This is a genomic window from Methylophilus sp. 42 (assembly GCF_000384155.1).
Classification (GTDB): domain Bacteria; phylum Pseudomonadota; class Gammaproteobacteria; order Burkholderiales; family Methylophilaceae; genus Methylophilus.
Genome location: NZ_KB913031.1, coordinates 1998300 through 2013013, shown reverse-complemented (window position 1 = coordinate 2013013; position 14714 = coordinate 1998300). Strand labels below are relative to the sequence as shown.

The window sequence follows — 14714 nt, the reverse complement described above, 5'->3', positions numbered from 1 at the left end:
TGCCCAGATACAAAATTCTCCCGGCTTCGATACATCTCTTCGTCATCTCTCATGATTGAATGCACGTTAACAACATAACTGCATTAAGCAGTGTGCTTCAAGAGAGGAAAGCTAGGATGCGTAAATTAATCTTATCCAGCGTAGTTATGATGGCGGCGAGCCAGAGTGCATTTGCCGATGCCGAATATATTGACCGGGCCAGAGTGTTGTCGGTCGCACCGCAAGTGCAACAAATCAACCAGCCACGCCAGGAATGCCGTACCGAATATGTGCGTGAAAGTGTGTATGAATCTAATCGATCTAACACGGGCGCGATTGTCGGTGGTGTCGCCGGTGGTTTGTTAGGCAGTACTATTGGCCGTGGTAATGGCCGTATTGCGGCCGCTGCGGTAGGCGCAGGTGTGGGGGCGATTGTGGGTGACCGTGTCGGTAACCAGAATACCTATGGTAACGAACGCATCGTGACGCGCCCGATTGAGCAATGTGTGATGGTAGACCAGTGGCAAACGGTGACCACAGGCTATATGGTGAATTACGAATATCAGGGCCGTCAATATTCAACCATGATGGACCGTGACCCAGGCCCGGTGTTGGATGTGGCCGTATTAGTCAGACCGAATGTGGTGCAGATTCAACCTATGCCAGCCCCTGGCTATCGTCCAGCCGCGATGAGGGGGCATGGCCCACGCCAGCATCGCCAATATTGGTAAATGCATGGCTGTTAATAAGCGCGGTGCCCGCCATGGCATCGCGTTTATGCTTTGAGCAGCACAATTACGGCACCGCTGCCGCCATCGTTGGCGCGCGCCTGGGCATAGGCAATGACTTCATCTTTTTGCATCAGCCAGTTGCGCAATTTGTGTTTGAGCACGGGTTCTTTGTTACGCGAGCCCAGGCCTTTGCCATGCACAATGCGCACGCAGCGCAAGCCGCGTTTTTTGCAATCAGCAATAAATTCAGACACATATAACCTGGCTTCATCGCTGATCAGGCCATGCAAATCTATGTGTGCCTGCACCACCCAATGGCCACGCCGCAGTTTGCTCAGCACCATGGGTGACTGGCCATCGCGCAAATACAGTAACTCTTCGCCGCTTTCGAGTTCGTGGGCTGGAATATAGTGGTCGCTCAGCGAATCCACCAGCGCTTGTTGTTCGTCTTTAATCAGTTGCCGCGGGATCGGTTTCGGTTTTTTGGGCGCATGCGAAATACGATTGGTTTTGACTGGGCGTGCGCCTTTGACTGCTTCGTGAAACAGTGTCAGATCATCTTCGTCTTTGTCCGGCAACTCGTGTGACATGGTTTGATTTTAATGTTTAATTTAAAAATAAAAAAGCGCACCGGGGTGCGCTTCTTCATTTCAGCAGCTAGATTTACTCCAGGCTGGTCAAATAGCGCTCGGCATCCAGCGCGGCCATACAACCGGTGCCGGCACTGGTGACAGCCTGGCGGTAAATATGGTCTTGCACATCACCGGCGGCAAATACGCCAGGTACGCTGGTGGCAGTAAAATTACCCTGACGGCCGGTTTGCGTCACAATATAACCGCCTTCCATCTCCAGCTGGCCTTCAAAAATCTGCGTATTTGGCTGGTGGCCAATGGCGATAAACACGCCTTTGAGTGCAATATCTTTGGTGGTGCCAGCATTCACATCTTTCACGCGCATACCAGTCACGCCGGTGTTGTCGCCTAATACTTCGTCCAGCGTGTGGAAGGTTTCGAGGACGATCTTGCCTTCCTTGACGCGGTCCATCAGTTTATCGACCAGGATGGCTTCGGCCTTGAATTTGTCGCGGCGGTGTACCAGGGTCACCTTGCTGGCAATATTAGCCAGGTAGAGGGCTTCTTCAACGGCCGTATTGCCGCCGCCAATCACGGCGACTTCCTGGTTACGGTAGAAAAAGCCATCACATGTGGCGCAGGCAGATACGCCTTTACCGGCAAAGGCCTCTTCACTTGGCAAGCCCAGGTATTTGGCCGACGCGCCCGTAGCAATAATCAAGGCATCGCAGGTGTACTCACCGTTATCACCCACCAGGCGGATCGGTTTTTCTTTGAGGTGCGTGGTGTGGATATGGTCAAAAATCATCTCGGTATTAAAGCGCTCGGCATGCTGTTGAAAACGCGCCATCAACTCCGGACCCATGACGCCATTGGCATCGGCAGGCCAGTTATCGACCTCAGTAGTCGTCATCAGCTGGCCGCCTTGAGCCAGGCCGGTAATCAACACCGGGTTGAGGTTTGCGCGAGCAGCATAGACCGCTGCGGTGTAGCCAGCAGGGCCTGAGCCAAGAATCATTAAACGGGCATGTTTTGTTGCCATGATGGGATTTCCAGTGTTTGGTGAATTATTTTTATGTAGATGGGGATGGGCATCTGTGATTTAAATGCCCATCTCACTTAATGTCTTTAAAGAAAGGTTTCAGTCGCCTTACTCAAGCAAGCTCCGTAACATCCACGCTGTTTTTTCATGCAGTTGCAGGCGTTGGGTCAATAAGTCAGCGGTGGCTTCGTCCGAGGCTTTTTCTGCTGCCGGGAATACACTGCGCGCCGTGCGACAGACTGCTTCGTGACCAGCAACCAGTTCACGGATCATGTCGTTGGCTTTAGGCACATCAATGGTTTCTTCAATCGAGGTCAGTTTGGCAAACTGGGCATAGGTGCCAGGTGCATACACGCCCAATGAACGAATACGCTCCGCCACCAGGTCAACCGCCAGTGCCAGCTCGGTGTACTGGGTTTCAAACATCAGATGCAAAGTGTTGAACATTGGTCCAGTGACGTTCCAATGAAAATAGTGCGTTTTCAAATATAAAGTGTAGGTGTCAGCCAGCAGTTTGGACAAACCCTGCGCGATTTCCTGGCGATTTTCATTGTTAATTCCGATATCCATATGCTCTCCATGGGTGTGATTTATAGATGTGATTTGTTTATTTTAGAACCTCGTCTCCCTGACTGCAATTTGATTTTGCTATAATCATTTAAGTTCACTCTTGCAAAGAAAGAGACAACATATTGTTTTTTAATAAGAAAAAAGTTGCTAACGTCCGTCTTGAAAAAGTTTCGACGGAGAAACAGCTGCGTGATGCCAAACTGCTGCGTGAGGTGTCATGGATTGCGCTGGCCGCATTGGGCGTGTTCCTGGCGGTGATTTTAGCGACTTATTCGCATGAAGATCCAGGCTGGACACATGCGATTGGCGAACATGACATCATCCACAATGCGGGCGGGACTGTGGGCGCCTGGGTGTCAGATATTTTCCTCTCCTTATTTGGTTTTTCATCGTGGTGGTTTGTGGTGCTGGCCTTTTACATGGTCTGGCTCATGTATCAGCGCTTGCATCTGGACCCGGTTGAAAAACATGACTGGTGGTTGAATGGCGTCGGCTTTGCCTTGATGCTACTGGCGTCAGCGGCGCTTGAGTCCGGTCACCTGGTGAGTTTTCCGGCCGATTTTCCGCTTAAGCAAGGTGGCGTGATTGGTAGTGGCATTGATCATCTGCTACGCAACATGTTTGGATTTGCTGGCTCGACCATGCTGTTGCTGGTGTTGTTTGCCATCTCGTTCAGCCTGTTTACCAGCTGGTCACTGATTGCCATGAGCGAGCAATTGGGCGAGTGGGTGATCCAGTTTTACCAGTGGAGCCTGCTCAAATACCAGGATAGTCAGGACCGTAAAGTGGGTCGCCAGGCATTGCAGGCACGAGAAGAGTTTGTCGAAGCCGAGCGCAAGCGGGTTGAAGACCGAAAGCCGGTCGAGATTACGGTGCCAGAAGTGGTTATAGAGCCCAGCGAGCGCGTGGTCAAAGAAAAGCAGGCTGTGTTGTTTGCCGCGATTGAGCAGGAAGGCTTGCCGCCACTGCATTTGCTGGATGCGCCTAACCAGTCGGTTGAGTTGCAATCTGCCGAAACACTGGATTTCACCTCGCGCCTGATCGAGCGCAAGCTGATGGACTTTGGCATTGAAGTCAAAGTGGTCACGGCACAACCTGGCCCGGTGATTACACGCTATGAGCTGGACCCGGCCCCCGGCGTGAAGGGTAGCCAGATCACCAACCTGGCCAAAGACCTGGCGCGGGCGCTGTCTGTGATCAGTGTGCGCGTGGTCGAAACCATCCCAGGTAAAAGCTTTATGGGCCTGGAGATTCCTAACCCTAAACGCCAGATTGTGTCGCTGTCTGAAATCATGGGTAGTCAGGCTTATGCCGACCAGAGCTCACCGCTGGCAATTGCCATGGGTAAAGATATTGCTGGCAAGCCGATTGTGGCCGACCTGGCGAAAATGCCGCATGTGCTGGTGGCAGGTACCACCGGTTCCGGTAAGTCGGTGGCGATTAACGCCCTCATTTTAAGCTTGTTGTATAAGTCAGAAGCCAGTCGCGTGCGCATGATCCTGATCGATCCGAAAATGCTAGAGCTTTCAGTCTATGAAGGTATCCCGCATCTGCTGGCGCCGGTGGTGACTGATATGCGCCAGGCCGCTAACGCATTGAACTGGTGCGTGGCAGAGATGGAGCGTCGTTACAAACTGATGTCTACGCTGGGTGTGCGTAACCTGGCCGGGTATAACCAGAAGATACAGGAAGCGAAAAAGCAGGGCGTCTCGATTCCGCACCCGTTCAGCTTAACGCCGGATGAACCGGAGCCATTGGAAGAAATGCCATTGATCGTGGTGATGATCGACGAATTGGCCGACCTGATGATGGTGGTGGGCAAAAAAGTGGAAGAACTGATTGCACGACTGGCGCAAAAAGCGCGTGCTTCAGGCATCCACCTGGTGCTTGCGACACAGCGGCCATCGGTAGACGTGATTACTGGCTTGATTAAAGCGAACGTGCCGACACGCGTGGCGTTCCAGGTGTCGAGTAAGATTGACTCGCGCACCATCCTGGATCAGATGGGCGCAGAAACTTTGCTGGGGCAGGGCGATATGCTTTACCTGCCGCCAGGCAGCGGTTATCCGCAACGTATTCATGGCGCGTTTGTCAGTGATGGCGAAGTGCATAATGTGGTCAATTTCCTCAAGGCACAAGGCGAACCAAACTACATCGAAGGCATTCTCACCAATGAGACTGAGGGCGGCGATATGGATGCCTTGCCGGGTGGCAGTGATGCTGGCGGTGAAAAAGACCCGTTGTATGATGAAGCGGTGGCCATTGTGTTGAAGACACGCCGTGCTTCAATTTCATCGGTGCAACGCCAACTGCGCATCGGTTACAACCGTGCTGCGAGGTTAATTGAGGATATGGAACGTGCCGGACTGGTCTCTGCCATGCAAAGTAATGGCAACCGTGAAGTACTGGTAAAAGCTGGAGGGGACCATGAATAAAAAATTGATCAAAGCGCTGATCGTATTGAGCGGCTGGTGTGTGATGTCAGCAGCATTGGCCGATGGCGTCGATGATTTAAAACAGTTTTATCAAAGCACACAAGCCATGCGTGCTAACTTCAAGCAAACGGTGTTTGACCAAAAAGGGCGCAAATTGCAAGAGGTCAACGGCACCATGTTGTTGCAGCGCCCGAACAAGTTTCGCTGGGATTATCAAAAGCCTTACGAGCAGCAAATTATTAGCGATGGCCGTCAGGTGTTTTTGTTCGATGTTGATTTGCAACAAGTCACGGTGCGCACGGTGGATAAAGTGCTGGGTACCAGTCCGGCCGCATTGTTGGCAGGTGGGCCAAATGTGGAAGAAAGCTTCCGCCTCTCGCGTTTGCTCGACTTTGAAGGGCTGCAGCGCGTGCAGGCTAAACCCAAGCAGAAAGACAGCGGTTTTCAGGTGGTGATTATCTCGTTTGACCATAGCAAATTGGCCGAAATGCGCCTGGTGGATGCTTTTGGGCAAAGCACGCATATTGTGTTTTCCAATGTTGAGGCCAACCCAAGCCTGAATACCAACCAGTTTCTGTTCTCGATTCCCAAAGGGGTAGATGTGGTGGGCGAGTAATCGCCTGCGCATCAAAGCTATCCATGTCCTCGCTGTTTGAACCACAAACGCCTGCTTCTGCGCCCCTTGCGGAGCAGTTGCGCCCCAAAACCCTGGACGAAGTTGTCGGGCAAACGCATTTGCTCGGTGAAGGTAAACCTTTACGCCGTGCGTTTGAGTCTGGCAAATTGCCGTCCATGATTTTATGGGGCCCACCGGGTGTTGGTAAAACGACCTTGGCACGCCTGATTGCACAAACCGCAGAGGCTGAGTTTGTGCCTTTGTCCGCTGTGTTGTCGGGCATTAAAGATATCCGCGAAGCCGTAGAGCGTGCTGAGCACACCTTGCAACAAACCGGGCGTAACACCATTTTGTTTGTCGATGAGGTGCACCGGTTTAATAAAGGCCAGCAAGATGCTTTTTTACCGTATGTTGAAAGTGGCCTGATTACGTTTATTGGAGCAACTACCGAGAACCCTTCATTTGAGGTGAACAGTGCGTTGCTGAGCCGTGCTCAGGTATTTGTGCTGAATGCATTGACTGAGGAAGAGCTAGCCGAACTGCTGGAGCGCGCACGGCTGAAGGTGGCGCCAGACGTCACATTGGATGACACTGTCACCGAGCAAGTATTGGCTTACGCTGACGGCGATGCCAGGCGCTTGCTCAACTTTGCCGAAGGCTTGTTCAATGGGGCTGTCTCGGCCAAGATTGACAGCATAGACGAGTCCTTTTTGCAGTCGACCATGGCCAGCAAGTTGCGCCGGTTTGACAAAGGTGGCGAAGCCTTTTACGACCAGATTTCTGCATTGCACAAATCCGTGCGCGGCTCTAACCCGGACGCGGCGCTCTATTGGTTGATGCGTATGCTGGATGGAGGTGCCGAGCCCTTGTACCTGGCGCGCCGCATTATCCGCATGGCTTGGGAAGATATCGGCCTGGCCGATCCACGCGCCATGCAGATCGCGAACGACGCAGCGCTGACATTTGAGCGCCTGGGCAGTCCGGAAGGCGAGCTGGCGCTGGCGCAAGCGGTGATTTACCTGGCCGTGGCCGCCAAAAGCAACGCGGGCTATATGGCCTATAATCAGGCTAAGGCCTTTGTGGCGCAAGACAAATCCAGGCCGGTGCCGCTACACCTGAGAAATGCGCCGACCAAACTGATGAAAGCGCTGGATTACGGCAAAGAATATCGTTACGCGCACAATGAGCCTGGCGCTTATGCGGCAGGCGAGCATTACTTTCCAGATGATTTGGAAGCCCAGCCGTTTTACCAACCCACACCACGTGGTTTGGAAGGTAAAATAGGCGAAAAATTGCAGCACCTGAAAGAACTGGATAGAAAAGCCAAGAAGTAGTTTGGCCACAGAGGGCACAGAGCTCACAGAGAAAACCACTATGGATGATTTGACTGGTCAGATTATCGGGGCCGCGATTGAGGTACATCGTGAGCTTGGAGTAGGTTTGCTGGAGTGTGTTTACGAAGCTGCCCTTTGCCATGAATTTGGTTTGCGTGGCATTGCATACCGACGTCAGGTTGCAGTGGATCTATTGTATAAAGGTGTAGTGATATAAGGGCAGCGCCTTGATTTATTGGTGCATGGTGAAGTAATTGTCGAATTGAAAGCGCAATTGAAACTGCCTGAGTTTGCACAAGCACAATTGATTTCATATTTAAAATCAACGGGTCTCAAGCGTGGCCTGTTGATTAATTTTGCAGAGCCTAAATTGGTCAATGGAGTAAAACGGGTTTCTCTGTGAACTCTGTGTTCTCTGTGGCTAAAACAAAGAAAGAACTTATGTTAGACATACAACAACTGAGAAATGATTTGGACAATGTGGTCGCCCGCTTGGCGGCACGCAAGTTTGCTTTTCCGGCAGCGGAGTTCACCGCACTGGAAGCACAACGTAAAACCATTCAGACCCATACCGAGAATCTGCAAGCCAAACGCAATACTGCTTCCAAGCAAATTGGCATTGCTAAGTCCAAAGGTGAGGATGCCAGTGCGATTTTGGCCGAGGTGGCTGGTTTGGGCGACGAGCTAAAAGCGGCAGAAGCGCAGTTGAGCGAGATTCAGGCTAGCATGCAGGCATTGATGCTGAATGTACCTAATTTGCCGCATGACAGCGTGCCTGTAGGCCAGGATGAAAGCCAAAACGTGGAAGCACGTCGCTGGGGCACACCACGCAGCTTTGACTTTGAAGTCAAAGACCATGCTGACGTGGGTGCGCCTTTAGGGCTGGATTTTGATACTGGTGCCAAATTGTCAGGTGCGCGTTTTACGCTGATGAAAGGCCAGATCGCCAAACTGCACCGTGCGATTGCCCAGTTTATGCTGGATACGCAAACCGACAAGCATGGCTATACCGAGTGCTATACGCCTTATATGGTTAACCGCGAAACTTTGGTTGGCACTGGCCAATTGCCCAAGTTTGAAGAAGACCTGTTTGCAACGCCGCATAATGACAGCAAGCTGTACCTGATCCCGACTTCAGAAGTCACGCTGACCAATACCGTGCGCGACGAGATTGTGGCGGCGGATAGTTTGCCGATTAAACTCACTGCACATACGCCTTGCTTCCGCTCAGAGGCGGGTTCTTATGGCCGTGATACCAAGGGCATGATTCGCCAGCACCAGTTTGATAAGGTTGAAATGGTGCAGATTGTGCATCCTGATACCAGCTATCAGGCGCTGGAAGAAATGGTTGGCCATGCGGAAGCCATCTTGCAGGCACTGGAATTGCCTTACCGCGTCGTTTCATTATGTACTGGCGATATGGGCTTTGGCGCGGCTAAAACTTATGATCTCGAAGTCTGGTTACCTGCACAGAATACCTACCGTGAGATTTCCTCTGTGTCTAATTGCGAAGCGTTCCAGGCGCGCCGTTTACAGGCACGTTTCCGCAATGCTAATGGTAAACCAGAGTTGTTGCATACGCTGAACGGGTCTGGTTTGGCGGTGGGGCGTACGCTGGTGGCAGTGCTGGAAAATAACCAGAATGCTGATGGCAGTGTGACGATTCCTAAAGCTTTGCAGCCTTATATGGGTGGCAAGACCTTGCTCAGCGTGTAAGCTTAATCGCGGTGTTTAAGATGCCTTGGCTAATAACCAGGGCATTTTTATGTCTGCAATCTTGTAGGGATCTACGCCGGGGTCATAAATCGGGAAGTATTTCTGCATGATCTGGTAATAGCTTCTCACCAGCTCGGTGTAAATCACAGGCGCGCCACAGCTACAGTAGCCATGCCTGGCGTTGACGTAGTAAGCCGGGTCATTCAGTAGTTGGTAGCCGCGTTTCACGTCTGCCCAGCTGTCAGGGTTCAATCCTAGTTTCTGCGCGATAATCCGCGCGTCTTCCAGGTGGCCAACACCATTATTGTAGGCGGCCAGCGTCATAAAGGTGCGATCAGGCTCGGGGATGCGTGACGGAATGCGGTCTTTCATCCATAACAGGAATTTGGCGCCGGCCATCACACTTTGCTTAGGGTCCAGCCGGTCAGTGACATTCATCATGTTGGAGGTTTGCTCGGTCAGCATCATCAAACCGCGCACATTGGTTGGCGAGGTGCTGTAATTGTCCCAGTGCGATTCCTGATAGCTTAATGCCGCCAGCAAGCGCCAGTCTATGTCAGTGATCTCCTGTGCGCCTTTAAATAAACGCACATACCTGGGCAGCAGCGTTTGTGATTTGCTTAAAAACGCGGTGACATCCACAGGCTTCAAGCGTTTGGTGTGGCCGTGATAACGGTCCAGCAGGTTACGCAACGTGCCATCTTTTTCGATTTTCTTGAAAAAGGCCTGTACTTGTTTCAGTCGTTCTTCACCATGTAACTTGTTGAGCGCCCAGCCAATTTTATCGGCCTGGCCCAGCATCATGCCCGCATCCAGTTGCGGGTAGTTATATTGCATGATGGCGATGAGGTGATTGTCTGCTACCGTAAAGTCGATCTCATTACGTGCCACGGCTTCGATCAGTTGCTCAGAACTGAGCTTGTCCGTTTCTTTCCAGGTGAGTGTCGGTGCTTTTGATTGCAACTCACGCATGCGCTCAACAAAGCTGGTGCTTTTAGGCAGCACAATGCGCTTTTCAAATAAGGCATCGGCGTTATTGGGTTCGCTGTTTTTGTCCCGGTTATACACCACCATGGCCTGCACCTGGTTAAAGGATGGGCCAAACAAGACCTGGCGCTTGCGTGCAGGTGTGATGCTGATGTCAGCCGCAGCAATGTCAGCATCGCCCCTCAGTAGTGTTGGGAACACTTTGGCAAAACTGTCGACCACAATGAATTCGAGTTTGTAGGGCGGGCCTAGAAATTCGACAAAGCGTTTGGCGAGGTCATATTCCAGGCCGGCATAATTATTCTGGCTGTCGATAAAGTAAGTACTGGGGCTGTTGATGGTGACAAAGCGGATGGTATACGGATCTGGCTTGGGTTTGGTTTGTGCCAGGTGTTTTTGGCTACTGTTGTCACTACAGGCGAGCAAGGTGACACATAGCGTGATCAGCATGGTTTTCAACCACACTGACCATATTAACTTGCCTGAACAGAACTGCATAAGACCTGAGTGGCGCTTAAACGCGAGTCTCAATCTGCCCTTGGTCCGCAATCAGGATGGTGCTTGCCAGTTTGGCAAAAATGCCGTGTTCAATGACGCCGGGGATATTGTTAATCAAGGCATTCAAGCGATCGGCATCCAGGCTGGCATCAAAGCGCATGTCGAGCACCAGGCTGCCGTAACTGGTGATAGATAAACCGTCTTTGGCCACATTCTGGCGCAGCTCACCGACGCCGCCAATCGCTTCCAGGCTGCGTTTGGCCGCCTGCCAGGCAAAAGGCATCACTTCAATCGGGATCGCAAAGTTTTCACCAATACGGCTAACCAGTTTGCTTTTATCTGCAACCACAATGAATTGTTTGGCTGCCTTGGCCAGCAGCTTTTCCATCACCAGGTCATAGCCACGGCCTTTGAGTAAAGCATTGTCTGGTGTGATTTCGTCTGCACCATCCACATACAGGTCGATCTGGCTGAGTTGCGATAAGCTCAGCACGGTGAGTCCGGCGGATTGCGCCTTGATCATGCTGATATTGGAACTGGCAACGGTGGTGATGCGTAAGTTCTCGGTGCGCTGGCGCTCGGCCAGTGCGTCGATAAAGTAATTGGCTGTGGATCCTGTGCCCAGGCCTACGATCATGTCATTTTTAACGTAGCTGGCGGCTTCCAGCGCGACGGCTTGTTTGTCGTTCATATATTGTTCTCCGTGCTGGTCTCTTTAATCGCTCGGGCGTCTTGCGTTTCATTCAGTCACTGTCTGTGGACGCTTGCAGTTATAATAGCAAACTCGGCAGATTCGCCAAGAAATACTCGTCTAACCTGAGCAATAAGATTCTAACTTTTTATGGCAGTTTCACTCCCCGTTATCGGGCATCCGCAGCGTTTTTCTTTTCAAAGTCAGGGCCTGGATAGCCGGGCATTGGCCGAACTGGCCTGTGGTTTAAAAGCAACAAATACACCGTTGGTGGTGCTCACCGCGAGTGCGTTTGAAGCGCAACGCCTGATGGACGAGATTCCATTTTTTGGCAAAGACATTCAGGTACATTTACTGCCGGACTGGGAAACACTGCCTTACGATGTGTTTTCGCCCCACCCGGACTTGACCTCTGAACGTCTGGCGACGCTCTACCAACTGAGCCAGAACCAAAGCAATATCGTGATCGTGCCGATGGCGACGGCGTTGCTCAGGTTGCCGCCGGTGGCTTACCTGGCGGCGCATACTTTTATGCTCAAAAAAGGCCAGAAGCTGGATGTGGATGCTTTGCGCAACCAGTGCGCGCAAGCGGGTTATCACCACGTGAGCCAGGTGATGGGGCCAGGCGAATTTAGCGTACGCGGTGGCCTGGTTGATTTGTATCCCATGGGCAGCGCGTTCCCGTACCGTATAGACCTGTTCGACGATGAAATCGAAACCATACGTACATTTGATATCGATACCCAACGCAGCGTGTATCCAGTCCCTGAGATCCGTATGCTGCCAGCGCGCGAATTTCCCATGGATGAAGCGGCGATCACACGCTTCCGCAGCCAGTTCCGCGAGTATTTTGAGGGCGATCCTCAACGTGCAAAAATCTATAAGGATGTCAGCAAAGGCACGCCTAGTGGCGGTGTAGAGTGGTATCTGCCTTTGTTCTTTGAACAAACGGCTACCTTGTTCGATTACCTGCCTGCACAAACCGTGTTGTGCCTGCATGGTGACCTTGATAAAGCCGCGCAAACCTTTTGGACAGATGCCAATAGCCGCTACAAGCTGATGGCATATGACCCCGAAAAACCGATTATGCGGCCGGAAAGCCTGCTGCAAAAAGCCGATGAGTTTTTCAAGCAAACGCATGCATTTGCTCTGGTGAATCAGCAACTGGATATTAAGAAGAGTTTGCCTGCTGTCGATGTCGACCGTCGTGCAGAGCAGCCCTTACATAAGTTGCAGGGCTTTATCAGCCAGTTTGGTGGACGTGTGTTGATCGCGGCTGAGAGCTTGGGCCGTCGCGAAACCATTGCCCAGTTATTCGCAGAACACGGCCTGACTTTCTCATTGGCTGAAGACTGGGCCGGATTTGCACAGTCTAACTTTCCGGTGATGCTAGGTGTGGCGCCACTGCATCAAGGCCTGGTTGATGGCGAGTTGGCGGTGATTACTGAAGCTGAGTTATATGCCAGCACGGTGCGTCAGCAGCGCCGCCGCAACCAGGAAAAAGCACGCAATGCCGAGGGTATGCTTAAAGACTTGTCCGAGCTGCGGCTGGACGACCCGGTGGTGCATGAGCAGCACGGGGTAGGGCGTTATAAAGGCCTGGTCAATATCGATTTTGGTGAAGGCGAAACCGAGTTATTGCTGATTGAATACTTTGGCGATGACAAATTGTATGTGCCAGTGTCGCAATTATTCCTGATTTCACGCTACTCCGGCGGCCCGCCAGAGAGCGCGCCATTGCATCGCTTGGGCAGCGGTCAATGGGATAAAGCCAAGAAAAAAGCGCTCAAGCAAATCCGCGATACGGCCGCAGAATTACTGAATCTTTACGCCCAGCGTGCGTCACGCCGCGGCCATGCTTTTACGTTGAGTCTGCATGATTACGAAGCTTTCTGCGAAGGTTTCCCGTTTGAAGAAACGCCAGACCAGCTGGAGGCCATTGAAAACGTTATCAAAGACATGCAGTCTGGCCGCCCCATGGATAGGCTGGTCTGCGGCGATGTGGGCTTCGGTAAGACCGAAGTGGCGTTACGTGCCGCGTTTGTCGCTGTCATGGGTGGCCGCCAGGTGGCGGTGTTAGTGCCAACCACGCTGTTGGCCGAGCAGCATTACCAGAACTTCTGTGACCGCTTTGCCGAATGGCCGATCAAGATTGCCGAGATCTCACGTTTCCGTACTGCCAAAGAACAGGCCGAGGCCCTCAAAGGCCTGGCTGATGGCAGCATTGATATCATCATTGGTACCCACCGGTTGATCCAGAAAGACGTACAGTTCAAAAACCTGGGCCTGGCCATTTTGGATGAAGAACACCGTTTTGGCGTACGCCAGAAAGAACAGATGAAAGCGCTACGTGCCGAGGTTGATGTGCTGACGCTGACTGCCACACCTATTCCGCGCACCCTGAGTATGGCGATGGAGGGCTTACGTGAATTTTCGGTGATTTCAACACCACCGCAAAAACGTCTGGCGATTAAAACTTTCCACACGCCATACTCCGATGGCATTATCCGCGAAGCGGTGATGCGTGAATTCAAGCGTGGTGGCCAGGTATATTTCCTGCATAACGAGGTGGATACCATCTACGTGATGAAGGAAAAACTGGAGAAAATTGTCCCCGAAGCCCGCATCGCGATCGGTCACGGCCAGTTGCGTGAGCGCGAGCTCGAACATGTCATGCGCGATTTTTACCAGCAGCGCGCCAACCTGCTGCTGTGTACCACCATTGTCGAAACCGGGATTGACGTACCCACCGCCAACACCATGATTATCAACAAAGCTGATATGTTCGGCCTGGCGCAATTGCACCAGCTACGTGGCCGTGTGGGCCGCAGCCACCATCAGGCGTATACCTATTTACTGACTGACCCGGACCGCAATATTACGCCACAAGCGCAAAAGCGCCTGGATGCGATCCAGTTGCTGGAAGATCTGGGTGCTGGCTTCCACCTGGCCATGCATGACCTTGAAATTCGCGGCGCAGGTGAGCTGTTGGGCGATAGCCAGAGCGGTGAGATGCAAGAGATTGGTTTTAATCTGTATTCGGATATGCTCAACCACGCCGTTAAGCAGCTCAAGGCTGGTAAAGAGCCAGACCTGGATGCACCATTAGGCGTGACCACGGAAATCAACCTGCATACGCCCGCGCTGTTGCCGAATAATTACTGCCCCGACGTGCATGAGCGGCTGGTGATTTATAAACGCTTAGCCAATTGTGAAGATGATGACGCACTCGACGCCATGCAGGAAGAGCTGATAGACCGCTTTGGCCTGCTGCCAGAGTCTGGTGAAGCATTGATCGCCTGCCACCGCCTGCGTATTGCAGCCAAGCCGCTGGGCATCATTAAAGTCGACGCTTCAGATACGGCGATTCAATTACAGTTTAATGTGAAGGCCGACCTGGATCCTATGAAGTTGATCAGCCTGTTACAGCGCGACAAACGCTGCCGCATGAACGGGCCTGATAAATTACGGATGACGGTGCACATTGGCAATCTGGCGCACAAAATGACAATGGTGAAAGAGTTGTTGAGCCAGTTTAATTAA

General features: G+C 52.1%; 11 protein-coding genes and 1 pseudogene. 7 read left to right on the top strand and 5 right to left on the bottom strand.

All coding sequences use genetic code 11. The features are described 5' to 3' along the window. Nucleotides 1-116: 116 nt before the first annotated feature. Complete coding sequence (locus MET42_RS0109655; protein ID WP_019882735.1) at nt 117-710, top strand: glycine zipper 2TM domain-containing protein; 594 nt, start codon at nt 117-119, stop codon at nt 708-710. Between the two features lie 44 nt (nt 711-754). Here the strand turns inward: MET42_RS0109655 and MET42_RS0109650 are convergent, their stop codons facing one another. From MET42_RS0109650 to MET42_RS0109640, 3 genes are all read right to left on the bottom strand, one after another. Next, the gene (locus MET42_RS0109650; RefSeq protein ID WP_019882734.1) at nt 755-1300 is read right to left on the bottom strand and encodes a Smr/MutS family protein; all 546 of its coding nucleotides are present in this window, start codon (nt 1298-1300) and stop codon (nt 755-757) included. Between the two features lie 73 nt (nt 1301-1373). Further along, nucleotides 1374-2324 carry a thioredoxin-disulfide reductase gene (gene trxB / locus MET42_RS0109645; protein WP_019882732.1) on the bottom strand — a complete coding sequence of 317 codons (951 nt, stop codon included), beginning with the start codon at nt 2322-2324 and terminating at the stop codon, nt 1374-1376. 108 nt (nt 2325-2432) lie between these two features. After that, nucleotides 2433-2894, bottom strand: coding sequence for a Dps family protein (locus tag MET42_RS0109640; RefSeq protein ID WP_019882731.1), 462 nt, complete (start codon nt 2892-2894; stop codon nt 2433-2435). 122 nt (nt 2895-3016) lie between these two features. On the opposite strand from MET42_RS0109640, the gene MET42_RS0109635 reads away from it, so the two are divergent. From MET42_RS0109635 to serS, 5 genes and pseudogenes are all read left to right on the top strand, one after another. Beyond that, nucleotides 3017-5329, top strand: coding sequence for a DNA translocase FtsK (locus MET42_RS0109635; RefSeq protein ID WP_019882730.1), 2313 nt, complete (start codon nt 3017-3019; stop codon nt 5327-5329). Continuing rightward, nucleotides 5322-5945: an outer membrane lipoprotein chaperone LolA gene (gene lolA / locus MET42_RS0109630; protein WP_019882729.1), complete on the top strand. Its 624-nt coding sequence runs from the start codon at nt 5322-5324 to the stop codon at nt 5943-5945. The genes MET42_RS0109635 and lolA overlap by 8 nt, the downstream gene beginning before the upstream one ends. Before the next feature lie 23 nt (nt 5946-5968). Beyond that, nucleotides 5969-7279, top strand: coding sequence for a replication-associated recombination protein A (locus tag MET42_RS0109625; protein WP_019882728.1), 1311 nt, complete (start codon nt 5969-5971; stop codon nt 7277-7279). Nucleotides 7280-7319: 40 nt separating this feature from the next. After that, nucleotides 7320-7682 (top strand): annotated as a pseudogene (locus MET42_RS14945) (GxxExxY protein). Between the two features lie 38 nt (nt 7683-7720). After that, nucleotides 7721-8995, top strand: coding sequence for a serine--tRNA ligase (serS, locus tag MET42_RS0109610; RefSeq protein ID WP_019882725.1), 1275 nt, complete (start codon nt 7721-7723; stop codon nt 8993-8995). 15 nt (nt 8996-9010) lie between these two features. Here the strand turns inward: serS and mltF are convergent, their stop codons facing one another. Then, complete coding sequence (mltF, locus tag MET42_RS0109605; RefSeq protein WP_232411453.1) at nt 9011-10432, bottom strand: membrane-bound lytic murein transglycosylase MltF; 1422 nt, start codon at nt 10430-10432, stop codon at nt 9011-9013. A 64-nt stretch (nt 10433-10496) separates the two neighbouring features. Continuing rightward, entirely contained in the window at nt 10497-11171 is a 675-nt protein-coding gene (gene rpiA / locus MET42_RS0109600; protein ID WP_019882723.1) for a ribose-5-phosphate isomerase RpiA, read from the bottom strand. A 150-nt stretch (nt 11172-11321) separates the two neighbouring features. Between rpiA and mfd the strand changes: the two genes are divergently transcribed. After that, nucleotides 11322-14714 (top strand): transcription-repair coupling factor, encoded by a 3393-nt coding sequence (mfd, locus tag MET42_RS0109595; protein WP_019882721.1) that lies wholly within the window; start codon nt 11322-11324, stop codon nt 14712-14714.